Here is an 18,012-nt window from a genome sequence, read left to right as displayed (position 1 = left end):
GCGGTGCCTTTCCGCAGGCCCTTCAGGCCCGCTTGGTGTACGGGGCGAAGGGCGCCCAGCCCTTGATGGCGAACTTGTCGCCTTCGCGGACCACTTCGGCGGCGCCGTTACCGCCCAGGTGCGCAGGGATCACCAGCGCGTTGTTGTCGACCGCCCAACCCAGAAGCTTGCGACGGGTGGCGCGGGCTTCGACGGGGTCCTCGCAAAAGCAGCTGTTGGCATCGGGCTCGTGAATTTGGACCGGGTTGTGCAGCATGTCGCCGACGAAGACGGCTCGATCTGACCCGGACTCCAGCGTCAGCACCGAGGAGCCCGGAGTGTGGCCGGGGGCGAGGTCGAGGCGCAGATTGCCGTCGATGCGGTGGCTGTCCTCCCAGAGCTGCGCAAGTCCGGCCTCGTGCACGGGGGCGACGCTGTCTTCGAAGACGTTCTGGTTGCCGCGGCCGAGCAGCGGCTTGTGCTCGTTGGCGGGATTCCAGAAGTCGAAGTCCGCCTTCGGCATGAGATAGGTGGCGTTGGGAAACGTCGGCACCCAGCTCCGGCCGTCGAGGTAAGTGTTCCAGCCGACGTGGTCGATGTGCAGGTGCGTGTTGATCACGATGTCGACGTCTTCGGGACGGACCCCGGCGCGGGCCAGGTTGCTCAGGAAGTCGGTGTTCAGCCGGCTCCACACCGGCGCGTACGGGCGGTCCTTGTGGTTGCCGACGCCGGTGTCGACGAGGATGGTCTTGCCTTCGCTGCGCAGCACCCAGGTCTGGATGGCCGAGTTGACGATCCGGGTCTCGGCGTCCACGAAGTCCGGAACCAGCCAGGAACGGTGCGTTTCCCACGCCTCCGCCGGGCTTTCCGGGAAGAACGTCTCGGGCGTCATGTCCACAGGGCCGAAGTACTCCCAGACACGGGTCAGCGTGACATCGCCCAGAGTGATGGTGTCCACGATTTCTCCAGTTCGGTCGGTTCCGCGTGTTCGGCCCGCAAGCGCGAGACTCGAATGAGCAGCCGCTGATGTCGGACTCGGGTGCGGCGTCCCTGCAGAGGCACAGTGCACCGGTGCGCTGTGACTGGACCGCGGCCTCATCGGCCTGGGGCGGTCCGGCCGTCCACATCCGACGCAGCCATCAGACCGTGGGCTTCACCGGGATGCAGGGGCGCCCGGTGTGTATCCGCTCCGTGGACGACCTTGCCCATCTATGGTGCGTCGCCTAGGTGTGCGGCGGTATGAGTCACGTGACTGCATCTGAACGCAGCACTCGTAGCCGCTGGTGCAAGGCGACGCAAGGGCGGGAGGACAGCGGCTTCGGCGGAGCCGGTGGTCGCGGACGGTGTCAGCTACTGCGGCCAGCCCTGGGCAGGCTCGCGGACGGCCTTTGATCCGCCACGGGCCGGTAGCGACGCCTCACCAGGCGGTGGCGCCCGTTCCGTGATCTGTCGAGCAGGTCTTGGTCGACGGGTGAGCGCAGTGGTCAGCGAGAGCGGCGTCGCAGAGTCCGCGGGTGGGTCGTCCAGCGCGTCGACCTCGTCGCCTGCCAACGGGACCAAGGTGTTGTGGACAGCCGGTGTGGCCGCGTCCCTAATCCTGTGCGAGCGCGATCAGGATCCTGTCGAGACGGTCGATGTGGAGCAACACGCGGTGATGCGGCGACGATCGGCCGCGGCGCATTCGCGGTTCGCCGGAGAGCATGACCAGTGCTCTGGTGACCTCGCGGCGTGCTAAGGGGGAGGTGGTGCTCGGCCGACGACTGGCGAGGTGGATCAGGTGTGTCACTTTCCTCTGAGCGCGGTCGGCCGCCGCCGTCACCTGGGTGGCGTACCCGGTGTCGTTGCCCAGCGGGAGGTGCCCGGCCACGGCAGCCAGACTCCGTGCGTGGTAGGCACCCACTCCCAGCAGCGCCAGCAGGTGGCGGGCGCGATTGCGACGACTGAGCCGCGGATTGAGTGGGTGGGTGAGCGGTAGAGAGGCTTTGCGGAAGGACTGCAGCGCCTGGTCGAGATCGTGGGCCGCGCGTGTGAGGCTTGTCGTGGTGTCGGTGGTCACGCTTCGTTTCGTCGCGTGCAGGAGGCGTCTGAGCACCAGCAGGAAGTGGATCAGTTCCTCGTCACTGGCCCGGCGGACCGTGATGGGCAGCACGACCGCGGTGACAAGGACACCGCAGCAGACTCCCAGCGCGGTCTCCTGCACACGCAGGACAAGCACCTCCACCGAAAATGTCTGCAGTAGTGCGAGCAGCATGCTCAGCCCGCCGGTGATGAAGAACGTCACCGCCCAGTAGGCGCCGGACGGGAGGTAGAACATCCCGAACATGAACATCAACAGCAGCACCATGAGCAGCGGTTCGCACGGTTCGACCAGGGCAGCTAAACCGCAGCCGAACACCGCACCGAGAACTGTGCCCGCCAATCGACGCATGCTTTGCAGCAGGACCTCGCCGGTGCTCTCGGCGTTGACGAACACCACCCACGTGGCCATGACGGCCCAATACCAGTGGTCCGGAGACAACAGATGCCCGCCGGGAATGGACAGCGCGGCGGCGGTGGTCACCTGGAGTGCCTGCCGGCTTGTTCCTCGCTTGCGGTCTGCTGGGGTCATCGCGCGGTATCGACTGACGCTGAACGACCTTGTGGGCGAAGTCGCGGTCTCGTGCCGTGCCGCCTCGGTCACCGCCGAGTGGCTGACGCGCGGATCGAGAAAGCGTACGACCGCGGCCAGTTCGTCGGCTGCTTCGAGACAGTCGCGCAAGGGCGTGGATGCGGCCGACAGGCTCGTCGGGGCGCCTTCCCGCTCCGGCTGCCGTTGCCGAAGTGCGGTGCCGGTTCCCGGGGTGAGCTGATGACCGATAGCGCGGATCTGCGCTGCGAGTTGTTGCCGTGCGGCCGGTTCCACGAAATCGCCGGTGTCCGGCGGTGCAAGGGCCACACGGACCGCGAGTACGGTCAGCCGCTGCACAGCCACCTGCACGCGAACGATGTGCCGCAGGACCTGTCCGTCGGTGGCCTCCTCGACCGCGCGCTCGCGAATAACGTTTTCGATCAGGAGAACGACCACGTGCAGCCTGTCCAGACGGCGCTCCAACGGCGGAACTCCTGCGCTGGCGTCCCGCTCGGCGGTGAGCAGCAGGGCGGCCGTGTCCTGCATGACGTCGCGTAGACATGCGGAGAAGGCGCGCCGCAGCCGGGAGATGACACGCGACCCCGTCATGAATCCCAGGCAGTAGCAAGCGGCCACGACGACACCGAACGCGACGAGGACGGCCGTACCCATCTGCGTCAGGTGGACCGCTCGGGTCCCGATGAACTGGGACAGGAAGAAGCCCATGAAACCGAAGATGCCCAGGCCCTGTCCTCTGGCGCCGCACCGTCGGGCGTTGACGGCGAGGAAGATCAGCAGGAGAAAGACGCTTCCGGCCGCTGCCGGGTACGGTGCCAGCCCGGCTCCGGTGATCAGGGTCGCGAGGAAGAGCGGGGCCCCGAGTCCCAGCGTCACGAGCTGGTTGCGCGGGTGCAGGTCGCTGATGGCCAGCGAGGTCACCATCGCGGTGAACCCAGTGACCAGCAGTGCCGTCCCGGGCTGCTCCAACGCGGCCAGGATCATCAGGGACACGGCTGCGCCGAGGACGGCGCGCATTGCGCACGCCAGACGCATCAGCCCGGGGTCGGCTGCGGCGAAGCGGTCCCACAGCAACGCCGCTTTCTCAGCCACCATGACGGCCTCCATGCAGTCTTTCCGCAAGCGGACAGGGCAATCGCCGGCCGAGAGGCTGCGGTCGCTGACCTGTCCTCCGTCGCCGCCGCGAACGGAGTGCCGTCGAGGTCAGCGGCGGCTGAAACCCGCCCAATTCTTGATCTCGAAGTAGCTGCCGCTGCGCTCCATCACGGCAGCACCGTGGCCGGGAAGATGCGCGGGCAGGACGAGGGCGTTGTGGTCAGTGGCCCACTCCAGCTAACGGCGACGGGTCGCGAGTGCCTGTTGAACTCGGGGTGTTCGAGCTGGAGTGCGGTGTGGAGCGGGTCGCCGATGAACACCGCTCTGTCGTTTCCCGATTCCAGCCGGATCACCGACGAGCCGGGAGTGCGTCCGGCGGCGAGGTCGAGCTTCAGGCTGGAGTCGAGGACGTAGGAGTTCTCCCACAACGTCACCAGGCCTGCCTGATGCACCGGGAGCACGCTGTCCTCCCAGACGTTCTGGTTGCCCTGCCAGTACTTCGGCCGCACAGGCCCCTCGGGGTTCCAGGGGCCGAATTCCCTCTTCGGGATCAGGTAGGTGGCCTTGGGGAAGGTGAGTACCCAGTCGCGGTGCTCACGCCGGGTGTTCCAGCCGACGTGGTCGTTGCGCAAGTGGGTGTTGACGGCCACGTCGGCGTCCTGGGGTTGACTCCCGCGCGGGACAGACGGCGTAGGAAGTCCGTGTCCATGTACTGCCACTGCCTGGCGTACGGACGGAACTTGTCGTTTCCGGCACCGGTGTCGATCAGGATCGTCCTGCCCTCGCTGCGCAGGACCCAGGGCTGCAGAGCAGAGTTGACCATGTCGGTGCTCGGCTTCCAGAAACCTGGGCTCAGCCAGTGCTCGTTCTCGTCCCACAGCTCTTCCGGGCTGCCGGGGAAGAACTGGCGGGACGTCAGACCGACGGGTCCGCTGAACTCCACAACCCTAGTGACGATGACCTTGCCCAGCCGGATGGTCTCGACGCGTGTCCGGCTCTCGGTCTCGCGACCCGCGCCAATGCCCGCCGCCACTCCGACGAAGCCGCGGCGGCTCAAAGAACGTGAAGGATTTGCGCTGTTCATTTTCGTACTCCGGTGGAACCACTCAGTACGCCCTCGCTTGCGATCAGGCGAGGCTGGAAGGTGGTGGGCCGCTTCTGAATTGCTGCGGCGCACACCCACCAGCATCCGCATTGCAAGCACCGACCGGTATCAGTCACTCGACTGAGCGGGATGCCGTTGAAGCCGTTACCGTGTGACGGCGATTACAAGTGATTCGACGGTCGATCGCTTCGCGGTTCCGGGCAGCCAGGCGCTCAGGTGAAGATGTGCGGTCAACCGCTCGTTGCCCGCTGCCCACGGCACCCCGGCTGCACAGACGGGACCTGAGCGGTGCCAGGCTAGTATGCGATCAGTCTCAATTCCTGGAGCAACCGTGGAAAGTGGTGGAAGGACTCAAGGGAACCAAGGCATGACGTTCGACCTTGAACTGCCGATGGTGGGCAGGGAAACCGAGATCGCGGAAATCATGCGGCGGGTTGCCGCTGACCGTTTTCGCAGCGAGGTCCTGATCCTGACGGGCGATCCCGGGATCGGCAAGAGCGCATTGCTCGACTTCGTCGCCGACCACGTGCGGCGCGAGGACGGACGGGTGCTGCAGGCAATTGGCAGCGAGTCTGAGGCGCACCTCGTACACGCAGGTCTTCATCAGATGCTCCGCCCGGTGCTCGGCGACTTGGCCGGCCTGCCGCCGCGGCAGCGCTCCGCGCTCCGGGCTGTTCTCGGGCTGGACGAATGCACCGAAGCCCCCGACGCCATGCTCGTCGGTCTGGCCGTTCTCACCTTGCTCTCGGACCTGGCCGAACCAGCGCCGCTGCTCGTGGTGGTCGACGACGCCCAGTGGATCGATCGCGCATCGCTGGACGTGCTGTCCTTCGTGGCTCGGCGCCTGGACAGTGAAGCCGTCACGCTCCTGGTGGGAGTGCGCGCGGCGGCTGCGTTGCCCGGCTTCGACAAGGGCTACCAGCGGCTGGAGGTCGGTCCCCTGAACGCTTCGGCGGCGAACCGGCTGCTCAACCGGCAGCCGACACCACCCACCGGCCGGACCCGTGTGCGCATCCTGCAGGAGGCTGCCGGAAATCCGTTAGCTCTGGTGGAACTCGCCCGTGCCACCGCAGCCCGGCGGCTCGATGGCAATGGCGTGGAGCGCCCGCTACCGGTCACCGACAGGCTGGAGCGGACCTTCGCGGAGCACGCGGAGTTCCTTCCGGAAGCGACTCGCCGTTCCCTGTTGTTGCTCGCGGCCGCCGATGCAGCCGACGGGCCCGCGGCATCGCAGGGCCTTCCTGACGTCGACGACAAGGCTTGGGACCTCGCGCAGCGGGCCGGTCTCGTACGGTTGGACGGCTTCCGAATCTCCTTCCGCCACCCGCTCATCCGTTCGGCCGTCTACCACGCGGCCTCGTTCGAGGAACGCAGGCAAGCACATCTCGCTCTCGCGGAACTGCTCAGTGAGGAGCCCGACCGCCGTGCCTGGCACCTCGCCGCCGCGACCACGCGTCCCGACGAGGTCGTGTCAGCCGCACTGCAGGAGACAGCCGACCGTGCGCGGCGGCGGGGCGGCCATGCGGCTGCCGCCGCCGCTCTGGAGCGCGCTGCACAGCTGAGCCCCCTCCGGGCGGATCAGGCGCGGCTGCTGGCCGAGGCCGCCGTCATGGCCGTCTTCACCGGTCAGCTCGGCTGGGTCGAACGTCTGGTAGCCGAGGTCCAAGAACGCAGTGATGACCCGGCACTGATCACCAGTGCCTCGCTGGCCGCCGGCCGGCTGATGGCCCTGCGTCGGCCCCATGCGGCTGCCTTCGCCCTGCTCACGCGAATCGTGTACGAGGCGGCTGCCGCCCGTTCGGCCCGCGCGCTGGACGCACTCGCCGCCGCCGCGGTGGTCCGCTACTACTCGGGCGAGGAGTCCCAGCGACAGCAGATCGAGAACCTGCTCTCCGCCATGCCCGACCCCACAGGCACCCTGCACGCCTGGGTCTTGGTCGTCTCCGATCCCCACGGCGCGAGGGCCTCCGTCGCCCCGGCGCTGCCCGCGCTCATCGCCGAGGCCGAGGGCGACGCCGGCTCTCTGACCGCGCTCGCGATCGTGGCCTGGCTCCTGGACCAGACCTCCCTGGCCGCCAGGACGTTCGACGAGGCGTCCGACCGGTGGCAGGCCGGTGGCTCGCTGCCGGACGGTCTGAGATCCGCCGTCGGCTGGACCTATCTGGAACAAGGACGGTGGGCCGAGGCGCGCGCAGCGGCCGCCGAGATCTCGACGGTGGCCCTAACGGCCGGGCTGGACCACGCCGAGGCGTGTGCCCACGCGCTCGACGCGACGGCGCTCGCACTGCTCGGCGAACCGACCGACGCGCGTCACCGCGCCGAGCAGGCACTGGTTCTCGTCGACCCGCTGGAAAGCCGCTCCGTCGCGGTCTTCGCGTACCGTGCCCTTGGCCTGGCGGCCGTGGCCGAGGGTGACTACGCCACCGCCTACATTCAGTTCCGCTCCGCTTTCACCGACGACGGCGAACCCGTCCACTACCACGTCTCCTACACCGTCCTGGCCGAACTCGCCGCCGCGGCCGTCCGTCGCGGAATGCAGGAGGACGCCGCCGAACTGCTGGAGCGATCAGCGCGGAGCCTGGGCACCGGCACTTCGACACGGATCACCGCACTGCTCGACCGAGGCCGCGCACTGCTCGCCGAACCGGAGCATGCGGAACCGTACTTCCAAGCCGCCCTGGCGGACGATGCAGGCGAGCAGTGGCCGTTCGAGCGCGCACAGACACGGCTGGACTACGGCGAATGGCTCAGGAGGCAACGACGCATCGCCGAGGCCCGCCCGCTGCTGACCGCGGCACTCGAGACCTTCCGACGACTCGGCGCGCGGCCATGGATCGAGCGGACGAAGGCAGAACTGCGAGCCGCCGGCATCGAGGCCACCGACAGCGCAGTGCCCAGTGCCTTCACCGAACTCAGCCCTCAGCAGCAGCAGATCGTCCAGCTCGCCGCCCACGGCCTGACGAATCGTGAGATCGGAGAAAAACTCTTCCTCTCACCGCGCACTGTCGGCTCCCACCTCTACCGGGTGTTCCCCAAACTGGGCATCACCGCCCGCTCACAGCTCCGCGACGTGGTCGAAGGTTCCGTTCCGGTCCTCAGAGCTCGGAGCTGAGATCGACCGCCCCTCTCACGGAAACTCGCCCTCACCATCGTCGCGCGGCCGTACCTGTCGTAGTCGAGGGCCTGCTCCATGCCCTTCATCGACCGGAGCGGGCATTCAGACGCGGTCCGTCAGTTCGGCGCGAGCTTCCTGCAACCATGCGAGGTCGGATTCGGCACGCCTGATGGCAAATCGGACGGTGAGCGCGCGGGGCAGGTCTGCGGCTTCCTCTTCCAGCAGTGCGGCGCAGTAGGCGAGAGTCCGCCGAACTTCGTCTTCCCAAAGGTCGAGTTGCGTGAGCAGGCGCGCCGAAGGCAGGTGTCGCGCGAAGGGTGAGATGGCAGTCGTGGCCCTCGTCCCCACCGTCCAGTTGCCACCGCGCGGACTCTGGCGGACAAAAGCGGGCTCACGGACCGCGTCACTCGCCTCGTGGCTGGGCCGGGAGATCGAACCGCCTGCCGCAGACGGCGCCGATCCGGTCGGTGAAACACTGGTCATGCGTTACCTGGCCGCTTTCGGACCTGCCGCCGCAGCCGATCTGCGTGCCTGGTGCGGGCTCGCCGGACTTCCCGACGCGGTCGCGGCGATCCGCGAGAGGCTGGTGACCTTCCGCGACGAACGAGGCAGACAACTGCTCGACCTCCCCAACGCCCTCCGGCCGGACCCCGACACGCCCGCCCCTGTCCGGTTCCTGCCCGCCTTCGACAACGCAGTGCTCGGCTACCACGACCGCAGCCGGATCATCAACGACGCCCACCGCGGCCTGTGGGTCACCGGCGCGCGCTTCGTCCTGGTCGACGGCCGGGTCGCTGGCACGTGGACGGCGGGGGAAGGAACCGTGGCCGTCACGCCACTGCGCTTGTTCACCGAGGCCGAGCACGTCGCCGTCGCCGAGCAAGGCCGGGAACTCGCTGCATTCATCTCGGGTGACGACAACGGCCGGGTCGTGGTGGCAGCAGTGCCGCGCTGAGCGAGTGCCCCTGAGCGACGTTCCCTGAGATGAGTGACCGCCCTGTCACCGCGAAGCGCAGGTGAGGAGTTGCACCAGCGAGACGCGGTGGAAGCGGCCCAGGTTGGGCGAGCTGACGTTCACGGCCGGCTCGGAGCGCGCAGGCTTCACTCGGCGACGACCAGTCCCACCCGGTGGGCGAGAACCACCGCCTGCACGCGGTCACGCAGATCGAGTTTGGTCAGAATCCGGGAGACGTATGTCTTCACGGTTTCCGTGGTGATGCTCAGCTTTTCGGCGATCTCGGCATTCGACAGGCCCGCGGCGATCTGTGCGAGCACTTCGAGTTCCCGGCGGGCGAGGGTCTGCCGGACGTGGTCTCGAGCCGGGTGGGTTGTGTCGGTGGGTCGCAGGCGCTCGGCGAAATGGCCGATCAAGGCACGGGTGACGGCCGGGGCCACCAGCGACTCCCCAGCGGCGACAGTGCGGATGCCCTTGATCAGTTCCGCCGGTGACGCGTCCTTGAGCAGGAACCCGCTGGCACCTGCCTTCAGCGCTTCGTAGACGTATTCGTCGACGTTGAAAGTGGTGACCACCAAAACTTTTGCCGGGTTGTCCACGTCGGGCCCTGCCAGCAGGTGTGTGGCCTCGATACCGTCGAGGATGGGCATGCGAATGTCCATCACCACGACGTCCGGGCGCAACCGCAGCGTCTCCTCGACCGCCTGCCTGCCGTTCGCGGCCTCGCCAACGACCTCCATGTCCGGTTGCGCCGAGAAGATCGTGGTGTACCCGGCGCGCACCAGTTCCTGGTCCTCGCACACCAGAACCCGGACAGTCATGCCTGCCTCCGTGACGGGATGAGAGCGTGCACCCGGAACCCGCCTTCTGGCCGGGCCGCAGCCACCAGTTCACCATCGAGCATCCGCACCCGCTCCCGCAGTCCTCTCAGGCCGCGCCCACCCGACTCGACCGCAGGCGCGCCTGCGGAGATCCCGTCCGTCGTCACCTCGATCTCGATCCGGTCGTCGTGATCGTCGATCTCGACCCGGGTCAGGTGTCCCGCCGCGTGCTTCATCGCGTTGGTCAGCGCTTCCTGCACCACCCGGTACGCCGCCAACTCGATGTCGATGGCGTGCACACGCTGGTCACCTCGCCGGTGCAGCTCGACCGGCTGCCCGGACAACCGGGCCTGCTCGACGAGGTCACTGATCCGGCCCAGGGTCGGCGACCGGTCGACCCTCGCCGAGTCACCCGTCGCCTCGAGCACGCCGAGCAGGTGACGCAGTTCCGTCAACGCCTGGCGGCCCGTGTCGCTGATGGCGTTGAGCCCTTTTCCCACCTGTTCCGGCGCCCCGTCGAGCAGGAACTGCGCCGCGTCCGCCTGGACGACCATCGCGGTCACGTGGTGGGTCACCACATCGTGCAGGTCCCGGGCGATACGAGCCCGCTCTCCGGCGGTCGCCACCTCGACACCCAGACGACGGTTCTCCGCTTCCTCGGCCCGCCACCGGCGCATTGCAGTCCCGGTCATCCACATCACCACCAGACCCAGGTAGAAGACACCGAACACTTGGAGCTGACTGGGCGAACCCAGCAGGTGCAACGTGATCGCAAGCCCGGTGTAGCCCGCGGTCGCTATCGCCGCTGCGACCCGGCGGTACCGGACCAGGTGCGCCCCGACCGCGAAGAGCGCCAGGTAGAACCCGATGCCGGCGATGGTGTTGGGGTAGCCGAACGACTGATGCAGCGCGAAGGCGATACCGGTGATCGCCAGACAGCCGCCCGGCCAGCGCCGCCTGATCGCCAGCGGCGCAGCTTGGGCGACGACCAGCACGAGCGCGAGCGCGTCGACCGGGCGTTTCGGCAGGTCGCCGAGCTGAGGGCCGATGGTTGACACGGTCGGTACGAACGCCAGGACCGTGAGAGCCAGCGCGAACACACTATCCTTAATGGATGGTGATAGCTTCTGCCACCCTGGGAGCACCGCGCGAGCGTACCGGTCAGGCCCCGGCATCGGCACGGCGCCGGATCTGGCCGGTGCGGGCGGCGCGGCGCAGCAGGACAACGGCGGGCACAACGCAGACCAGCAGCGCGATCAGGCTCGCCTCGGGTCCGAAGGTGCCACCGGTCAGCACGGTCGGGCCGGACAGCGTGGTCTGCAGCAGCCCGTGCGGCGCCTCGGTCGTGCCGGACAACGTGACGCCGAAGATGCCTGCGTGGGTGCAGTTCCAGGCGAAGTGCAGGCCGATCGGCAGCCACAGCGACCGGGTCGCGACGTAGGCAGCGGTCGTCAGCACCCCGCCCGTCAGAGCGATCGACAGCACGCCCCAGAGCGTCGCTTCGGCGTTGATCGAGTGCGTCAGACCGAAGATCAGCGATGACACGATCAGCGCGACCACCGTCCCGGTGCGTTCCTCCATGATCCGGAACAGCACGCCGCGGAACAGCACCTCTTCGGTGACCGCGACGCTCGCCGTCAGCCCGGCAGTGCCGAGACAGCCCCAAATCGAACCCCACGACATGTCCTGCCAGCCGCCGAACATCCCGATCAGCAGGATCAGCAGGACGAACAGCCCGGAGCCGAGCAACGCCCCACGTCGCAGCTGGGACCACACCCGTACCTTGGCGAGTTCGGGGACTTCCGCCCGCTGCTCCACGACCTGCGACAGCTTGCGATAGCCGGCCAACACGACGATGACGGAGCCGATCCCCAACGGCAGGGCGAGCAGCACGACGGGCGACACCAGCTGCATGATGACCGCGTTCGCCAACATCACGACGGTGAACACGACCAGCAGCACAGGAAAGCGATACCTGCGCAGCTGCCCGATTTCCTTCGATCGAACCATTTCCCTCGTCCTCCCTGCGGCGATCTCCTCGTGTGGCAGAGAGATCAGGAATCCAGGCCAGCGGTGGAATCCCGCTGGTGACAACAACCCGTGCAGCTCTCAAAGGGACAACGGGTTCATCCCTGCGTACCAAGGCAACCAGCCCAACACGGCCCAAGTGCTCGGCGGCCCTCCCGGTCCGCCGCATCACCGCGCCCACTGCGCTGCGCGCACCGAACTGGACCAGAACCGAGCCGGAGACAGGGCTGCGGCGGACTGTAAAGAGACCTTCGCCTGTCCCCGGTTTGCCTCACCTGTGCCATCACGAAGCTGAACGCCTTGGCCCGCGACAGGCGGTGGTCGTCCGCGACATGCCGCAATGGCGCGACCGAAACGACGACACACCACCGCACGCGAGCGTCATGGGACCGCGTGTGTCGGATCAGGGGTCACGCCGACGTCCGCGCCCGCTGCCGAGCCACGAGGAGTTCCCCGTCCACCAACACTTGTCGCCGCAACCGCAATCACCGCGGGGCGATGTCGGTGCAGTAGAGCTTCTTGTCCGGCAGGCGGCCGGTGGTCAGGAACGTCACCGTCGCTCCGTCCACGCACGTGGAGCCCTGGTTGTAGACGTAGTGCCCGCCGTGGTCGGCGCCGACGAACGCCGCTCGTTTGCCGAGGACCTCGTGGAGTCCGAGGCCGTCCTCCCACGGTGTGGCGTTGTCCCTGCGGTTCTGCAGGATCAGCGTGTTGCGCGGTCCCTTGCCAGTCACGCGGACGGGCTCTTCGACCGGCTTGGGCCAGAACGCGCACGCCCAGATGTTGGCGGGCATCCCCGCGGTGAGCGGCCAGGCGGCGCGGTCCTGCGCGGTGCGGCGGGCGTATTCGTCGACGTTGCTGGACCACGACGCGTCGCCGCAGGTCAGTGCCAGGAACATGGTGGCCTGATTGTCGGCGGGCACACCGGAGGTGGGCGGTTGCGCGGTGAACACCTGTCGCAGCACCTGGCCGTCGGCCTCGGCGAGCGTGCCGTCGGCCAGCCCGGCGGCGGCCTTCCAGAACTGGACGAGCACCGGGAGGGTTTCGTTGTGCAGCAGCAGGCTGTAGGTGACGGTGCGCAGCATCGCACCCGTCAGGGCCTGCGCGGTGCCGGGGACGGGCGCGGGAGTCCGGTCGAGGCGGTCGGCGAGTGCGAGGTAGGTCCGGGTCACCTCGTCGACGGTGCGGCCGAGTCCGAGCGTGGCGTGCTGCGCCGCGGCGACCTTCGCCGCGTCGGGGAAGCGTTGCGACATGGCCTTGCCCCAGTTGTCCTTCGCGCCGGCCCAGACCTTCGTGGGATCGACGTTGCCCTCCAGCACCACCCGGTCGGCGCGCTGCGGGAACAGTGACGAGTAGACGGTGCCGAGGTAGGTGCCGTAGGACTGGCCCCAGTAGGAGATCTTCTCCTCACCGAGCGCCGTGCGGATGCGGTCCATGTCGCGGGCGGTGTTGGCGGTGGTGAAGTACCGCAGCTTCTTACCTGCCTTCGTCGCGCACCGTTCGGCGGCGGTGCGGGCCTGTTTGACGTTGGCAGTGATCGAGCCGTCCGCGGCCGGGTAGGGGAACAGCCCGGCGAGCGACGGGTCGTCGAGGCCGCAGCTCTGCGGGGTGCTGTGCCCGACCCCACGCGGGTCGAAGCCGATCAGGTCGTAGGCCGCCAGCACCAACGACGGCAGAGTCGGTGCCACCACACCCGGAGTGTCCAGACCGGCCAACGCCGGGCCGCCGGGGTTGAGCAGCAGCACGCCGCGGCGGTCGCGGGACTTCGCCGCCGGCAGCTTCGACACGGCCACCTCGATCTGCTCGCCGCGCGGGTTCCGGTAGTCGAGCGGAACCTTCACCGTCGCGCAGGTGAGCCGGGGGTCGCGACTGGCGCCTTGGGCCAACGCCGGGCAGGCACCCCAGGTGATGCGCGGCATGGCCACCGCTTCTGCCTCCGCCTCGGCGACAACCGGCGGCGCGTCCTGACTTGTCACGTCTTCTGCCGCCGCGGCGCCACAGGCCGTCACTGCGGCGGCGGTGAGCGCCACCGCGATCGCTGCCTTGGTGACCCTCCAGGGGGTACCGGCTCCCACTGACCGTTGCATCGTCTTCAACGCCCCTGCCCTCCAGTTCTCGGCGTACCGCAATGCACTGACGCCGTTGCCAATGAACCTATGGAAGACGGTGGTGCCACGAATCCCCTTGGTGTGGACACTTCTCTGTAGTCCTCACGGGGGACAGCGACCTGCGAGCGGACTGGCCGTCGTCCGATGCATGGTCCGAAGAGCTATGCGAATCGTTGTTGCTGGAGATCCATCAGCGGCGGTGCGCTCATGCATCCGCGACGGCCAACGACCGGGTGGCCGTGGTGGACGGAGGTCATAAGAGGAAGCAGTCGCACACACGGAAGAGGCTGGGAATTCGACGGCGTGCTGCGGTTCCCCCTCGTGTGGATGGTGGTTGAGAACCGTCGGTGTCTGCGCTGACCGCGGACGGGCCACCAGTGCTGGCCGTCGGTACGTTTGCGGCGGTCTGTGTCTACTCGCTGGTCATGCGGTGAGTCGCCCTGACTCCGCGTGAGCTGAAGGCCGTGTGCCTTGTCGCTGCTGGAGCTGGCAGGTCTTCGGTTCGCTCCCCTGGGGGAAGTTCAGGGCCGGACGCCGTCGAAGACGAGGCGGAGCAGACGGCGTGCCGCTGCCGGATCCTTTTCAGTGCTCAGAGAAATGGCCGTCACGAGGGCCAGCAGGTCGTCCGGTGAGATTCCCGGTCGCACGGCACCCACCGCGAGCGCTCGATCCATCAGGCGCACGGTCGCCTTCCGCACCACACCGTGGCAGCCCGCAGCGGATGACGGCTCGTCGCCCGCGTCGGCCTCCAACGAAGAGGACAGGCCACGGGTTTCGACAGCGGCCACGGTCAGCTCTTCTAGCCACGTGAGGAGTCCCGTGCCGGGGTCATCACCGAGCAGCTCGTTACCTCGCCGGCGCAAGCGCTCGGTCGCTTCGCGGAAGACCTCGTCGAGCAACGCGCGCCGGGACGAAAAGTGCCGGTGCAGGGTGGCCGAACCCACGCCGGCCTCGCGGGCGACCTCCTCGAAGGAGACCTGGGCTCCGTCCCGGGCGACGAGGGGCCGGGCCGCCGCCAGGAGCCGCTCGTGGTTGCGCCGCCAGTCCGCCCGTTGCGGCCTGAGCCCACTGCTCACCATCGGGACGACCTCTCGCTAGACAAACGGGGTTCCACCCCATATTCTAGCCCAACCGAAATGGGGTGCCACCCCACTTGATGGCCGGAGGATGCCATGTCCGCGTCGCAGTCGTGCTCGGGACAACGGCTGTTCGGTCAAAGGCCGCCCACCGGTGTCAGTCGCACCCGAGAAGCTCGCGGGGACGAACCTCGGCCAGTCGCACCCACCTCTTGAGATCGGCGCGCAGCGCGACGGAGAACGCGTTCGGTTCGCCGAGTTTTGTCAGGCGCGAGCCAGCCTCGTGGGGAATGACCTGGGCGACGAGCGGGTTCCGGCGTGAGTCAGCCAGGAGGCAGTGGAGTGGGGAACGGGCCTGCCGTGCTTCGCGCACGCTGTGTCGTTCACCAGGGGCGTGGTTTCTGCCCGCCTTCGTCGCGAGGCCGGACACGAGATCGTGGAGGGGAGGACCGGCGCTGTCGCCGACCTGTGTCGGCGTCGCCAGGGTGTCGCGTTGTATCCCTCAAGGCCGGCCAGTGAGCACGGTCTCGACGGCTTGCATGGGGGTCAGTCGGAGGCGATGCGTCCGGAGTCGTGCGTTAATGCGGATGTGTCTTTCGGTGTGGCCGCTGCGGGAATGGCCGACTGCTCCCGGCTGCCATGAGAAGCGTCAACCTGCCTTGCGACGGTTGCGTTTGGACGGTGTGCTTTACGTCTACAGGTGGCCTCAGAAGAGAAAGTTCCCGTGTCGATTCATCCGGCTGTGACACAGGAATGCAAGGAACGGAAGCGTTACCTGACGATGTCTCGCTGCTATTCCAGTGTCACGGGGCCGGGAACTCAGAGCACGGGAGCTGGCCCCCGCGAATATAGTGGAGGAAACTCCACTGTGCATGACGCCGCCGACCAGCCATGATCAAGCACCTGTCCACGGCGAGACCACGCGACAGGGGACATCCCCAGTACCGATCGACTATGACGGAGAATGATGATCGACTCCAGCGCGAGTCATCACCCCGACCCTGCCTCGCGCTCGGGGACACACCCAGAGCGTGGTGAAGCTATTCCGCATCGGGAGCGCGCACTGCGCGACGGTATGGCGCTGCGCCTGAGGCAGTTGGGCTGGGCGCTGATGCTGGTGCTGGGCTCGGTTGCGGGAGCCACACTGGCCACCGTCTGGATCACGTCGATCTCGGTCATCGCGCTTGGGGCCGGAATCCCCTTGACCCTGCTTGCGACGCTCCTGGTCCGTTGGCTGGCCGATATGCACCGCCGGTGGGCCGCCGACCGCCTCGGCGAACCGGTCACCCGCTTTTACCTACCGGCTCCGCATGCCAGGTGGCCGGCACGGCTGTGGGCGATCCTGCGTGACCCGGCGAGCTGGCGGGATTGGGCTTGGCTGGTGGCCAACTCGATCACCGTCTGGTTCACCTGCGGCCTGTCGCTCGTCGTCTTCCTCTGCGGTGTCGTGGCCCTGACCTATCCGATCCTGTATCAGCTGACTCCGCCTCAGGTGTTCCGCACTCCCCTGGGCGAGGGCTTCCGCCTGGACAGCGTCCAGAAGTCGTTCGCTCTGGTCCCGCTGGGCACGGTGTTCCTCTTGCTCTGGTACAAGACTTCCACGTTTCTGGCCAACCTCAACGCCCAGGTGATCCGCTTTCTGCTCGGTCCCACCGAACAGGCGCGACTGCGGGCTCGCGTCGCGCACTTGGCGACCTCGCGAGCCGAGACCGCCGACACCCAGGCGGGTGAGCTGCGCCGGATCGAACGGGATCTGCACGACGGCGCGCAAGCCCGGCTCGTGTCGCTGGGAATGAGCCTGGGGCTGGTCAAACAGATGCTGCCCGATGATCAGCAGGCCGTTCAGCGGATGTTGTCCGATGCCCAGAAGGTGACCGCCGATGCCTTGACCGAGCTGCGCGACCTGGTGCGCGGCATCCATCCGCCGGTCTTGGCGGACCGCGGCCTGGACGGTGCGCTGAGAGCGCTGGCCCTGGTCAACCCCATCGAGACCACCGTGGTCATCCACCTGCCCGGTCGACTGCCCGCACCGGTGGAGTCCGCGGCCTACTTCGCCGTCAGCGAAGCCCTGTCGAACGCCATCAAGCACGCCGGGGCCAGCCATGTCCGGATCGAGGTGGAGTTCACACCGCGCTCTGGCGGCGCGGGAGAACTGGCGATGCGGGTGTCCGATGACGGGCGCGGTGGCGCGGCCGTCGACGCCGGTACCGGTCTGCGTGGTGTCGCCCGCCGCCTGGCGGCCTTCGACGGCACCCTGGCCGTCCACAGCCCGCACGGTGGACCCACCGAGATAAGGATGTCGCTGCCGTGCGAATCGTCATAGCCGAAGATCTCGTTCTGCTCCGTGAGGGCCTGGTCAAGATCTTCGAGGCCAACGGTCTCGAGGTCGTGGAAGCCGTCGACAACGGTGATTCACTGATGCGGGCACTGACCACACACCGGCCTGACGTCGCCATCGTGGACGTACGCCTGCCCCCGACCTTCACCGACGAGGGCCTGCGTGCCGTGATCGACGCGCGAACGAAGGTCCCTGGCCTGCCCGTCATGGTGTTGTCGCAGTATGTCGAGCAGTTCTACGCGAGGGAACTGCTGGCGGACCGCGCCGGGGCGGTGGGTTATCTGCTCAAGGACCGGGTCATGGTCGTCGATCAGTTCGTCTCCGACGTGCGGAAGGTCGCCGCAGGCGGAACGGTCATGGACCCCGACGTGGTCTCCTCACTGGTGACCCGCCGCTCCGCCGATCCTGACCTGATCACGCTGTCCCCCCGCGAGCGCGAAGTCCTCGCCCTGATGGCGCAGGGCCGCTCCAATGCCGCGATCGCGGCCAGAATGCTCGTCACCGAGAAAACCGTGAGCAAACACAGCTACAGCATCTTCACCAAACTCCGCCTCGAACCGTCCGATGACGACAACCGCCGTGTCCTGGCCGTCCTCGCGTACCTCGAGGGCTGAGCCGGCCGTCTCCTCCGGCGGAGGGTCCCTCAGGAATCCCCTTCAGCGGACAAGCTGCGCGCCCGGTACGGCTCGACCACGATGATCGTAGTCAACGTGCCGGAGGCGTCGGAAACGTTCGCCGACGCGGTTTGACAGGTCGCACAGGAGCG

The 18,012-nt window shown here is 67.8% G+C and carries 13 protein-coding genes; 4 read left to right on the top strand and 9 right to left on the bottom strand.

Features of this window, described 5'->3' with window-relative positions:
* Nucleotides 1-22: 22 nt before the first annotated feature.
* From ADL03_RS06470 to ADL03_RS49400, 3 genes are all read right to left on the bottom strand, one after another.
* A complete protein-coding gene (locus ADL03_RS06470) occupies nucleotides 23-937 on the bottom strand; it encodes an MBL fold metallo-hydrolase (protein ID WP_053732438.1) in 915 nt (304 codons plus the stop codon).
* Nucleotides 938-1,570: 633 nt separating this feature from the next.
* Nucleotides 1,571-3,700 carry an FUSC family protein gene (locus ADL03_RS06465; protein ID WP_197288149.1) on the bottom strand — a complete coding sequence of 710 codons (2,130 nt, stop codon included), beginning with the start codon at nucleotides 3,698-3,700 and terminating at the stop codon, nucleotides 1,571-1,573.
* A 167-nt stretch (nucleotides 3,701-3,867) separates the two neighbouring features.
* On the bottom strand, nucleotides 3,868-4,350 hold the full coding sequence (locus ADL03_RS49400; protein WP_231641573.1) for an MBL fold metallo-hydrolase: 483 nt from the start codon (nucleotides 4,348-4,350) through the stop codon (nucleotides 3,868-3,870).
* An 822-nt stretch (nucleotides 4,351-5,172) separates the two neighbouring features.
* Between ADL03_RS49400 and ADL03_RS06455 the strand changes: the two genes are divergently transcribed.
* Nucleotides 5,173-7,917, top strand: a complete 2,745-nt coding sequence (locus ADL03_RS06455) for a LuxR family transcriptional regulator (RefSeq protein WP_197288148.1) — start codon at nucleotides 5,173-5,175, stop codon at nucleotides 7,915-7,917.
* A 105-nt stretch (nucleotides 7,918-8,022) separates the two neighbouring features.
* Here ADL03_RS06455 and ADL03_RS50690 read toward each other — a convergent pair whose 3' ends face one another.
* On the bottom strand, nucleotides 8,023-8,268 hold the full coding sequence (locus tag ADL03_RS50690) for a hypothetical protein (RefSeq protein WP_082372942.1): 246 nt from the start codon (nucleotides 8,266-8,268) through the stop codon (nucleotides 8,023-8,025).
* Here ADL03_RS50690 and ADL03_RS06445 point away from each other — a divergent pair.
* The gene (locus ADL03_RS06445) at nucleotides 8,243-8,875 is read left to right on the top strand and encodes a DNA glycosylase AlkZ-like family protein (RefSeq protein WP_197288147.1); all 633 of its coding nucleotides are present in this window, start codon (nucleotides 8,243-8,245) and stop codon (nucleotides 8,873-8,875) included. The genes ADL03_RS50690 and ADL03_RS06445 overlap by 26 nt on opposite strands.
* A 146-nt stretch (nucleotides 8,876-9,021) precedes the next feature.
* Here the strand turns inward: ADL03_RS06445 and ADL03_RS06440 are convergent, their stop codons facing one another.
* The 5 genes from ADL03_RS06440 to ADL03_RS06420 form a co-directional block, all read right to left on the bottom strand.
* Nucleotides 9,022-9,696: a response regulator transcription factor gene (locus ADL03_RS06440; protein ID WP_053732434.1), complete on the bottom strand. Its 675-nt coding sequence runs from the start codon at nucleotides 9,694-9,696 to the stop codon at nucleotides 9,022-9,024.
* Nucleotides 9,693-10,871: a sensor histidine kinase gene (locus ADL03_RS06435; RefSeq protein ID WP_053732514.1), complete on the bottom strand. Its 1,179-nt coding sequence runs from the start codon at nucleotides 10,869-10,871 to the stop codon at nucleotides 9,693-9,695. Before ADL03_RS06435 ends, ADL03_RS06440 begins: the two co-directional genes overlap by 4 nt.
* On the bottom strand, nucleotides 10,858-11,706 hold the full coding sequence (locus ADL03_RS06430) for a CPBP family intramembrane glutamic endopeptidase (RefSeq protein ID WP_053732433.1): 849 nt from the start codon (nucleotides 11,704-11,706) through the stop codon (nucleotides 10,858-10,860). Before ADL03_RS06430 ends, ADL03_RS06435 begins: the two co-directional genes overlap by 14 nt.
* A gap of 503 nt (nucleotides 11,707-12,209) precedes the next feature.
* Complete coding sequence (locus tag ADL03_RS06425) at nucleotides 12,210-13,700, bottom strand: alpha/beta hydrolase (protein ID WP_197288145.1); 1,491 nt, start codon at nucleotides 13,698-13,700, stop codon at nucleotides 12,210-12,212.
* A gap of 653 nt (nucleotides 13,701-14,353) precedes the next feature.
* On the bottom strand, nucleotides 14,354-14,911 hold the full coding sequence (locus ADL03_RS06420) for a TetR/AcrR family transcriptional regulator (RefSeq protein ID WP_053732432.1): 558 nt from the start codon (nucleotides 14,909-14,911) through the stop codon (nucleotides 14,354-14,356).
* Between the two features lie 961 nt (nucleotides 14,912-15,872).
* On the opposite strand from ADL03_RS06420, the gene ADL03_RS06415 reads away from it, so the two are divergent.
* Both ADL03_RS06415 and ADL03_RS06410 read left to right on the top strand, forming a co-directional pair.
* Complete coding sequence (locus tag ADL03_RS06415; protein WP_197288144.1) at nucleotides 15,873-17,231, top strand: sensor histidine kinase; 1,359 nt, start codon at nucleotides 15,873-15,875, stop codon at nucleotides 17,229-17,231.
* Nucleotides 17,216-17,860, top strand: a complete 645-nt coding sequence (locus tag ADL03_RS06410; protein ID WP_053732430.1) for a response regulator transcription factor — start codon at nucleotides 17,216-17,218, stop codon at nucleotides 17,858-17,860. The genes ADL03_RS06415 and ADL03_RS06410 overlap by 16 nt, the downstream gene beginning before the upstream one ends.
* The last annotated feature ends 152 nt before the right edge of the window (nucleotides 17,861-18,012 follow it).

Origin of the sequence: Nocardia sp. NRRL S-836, from assembly GCF_001279525.1 — a bacterium.
GTDB lineage: Bacteria > Actinomycetota > Actinomycetes > Mycobacteriales > Pseudonocardiaceae > Lentzea.
Note: the sequence above shows the minus strand (reverse complement) of the source record. Positions and strands in the feature narration are given on the sequence as shown.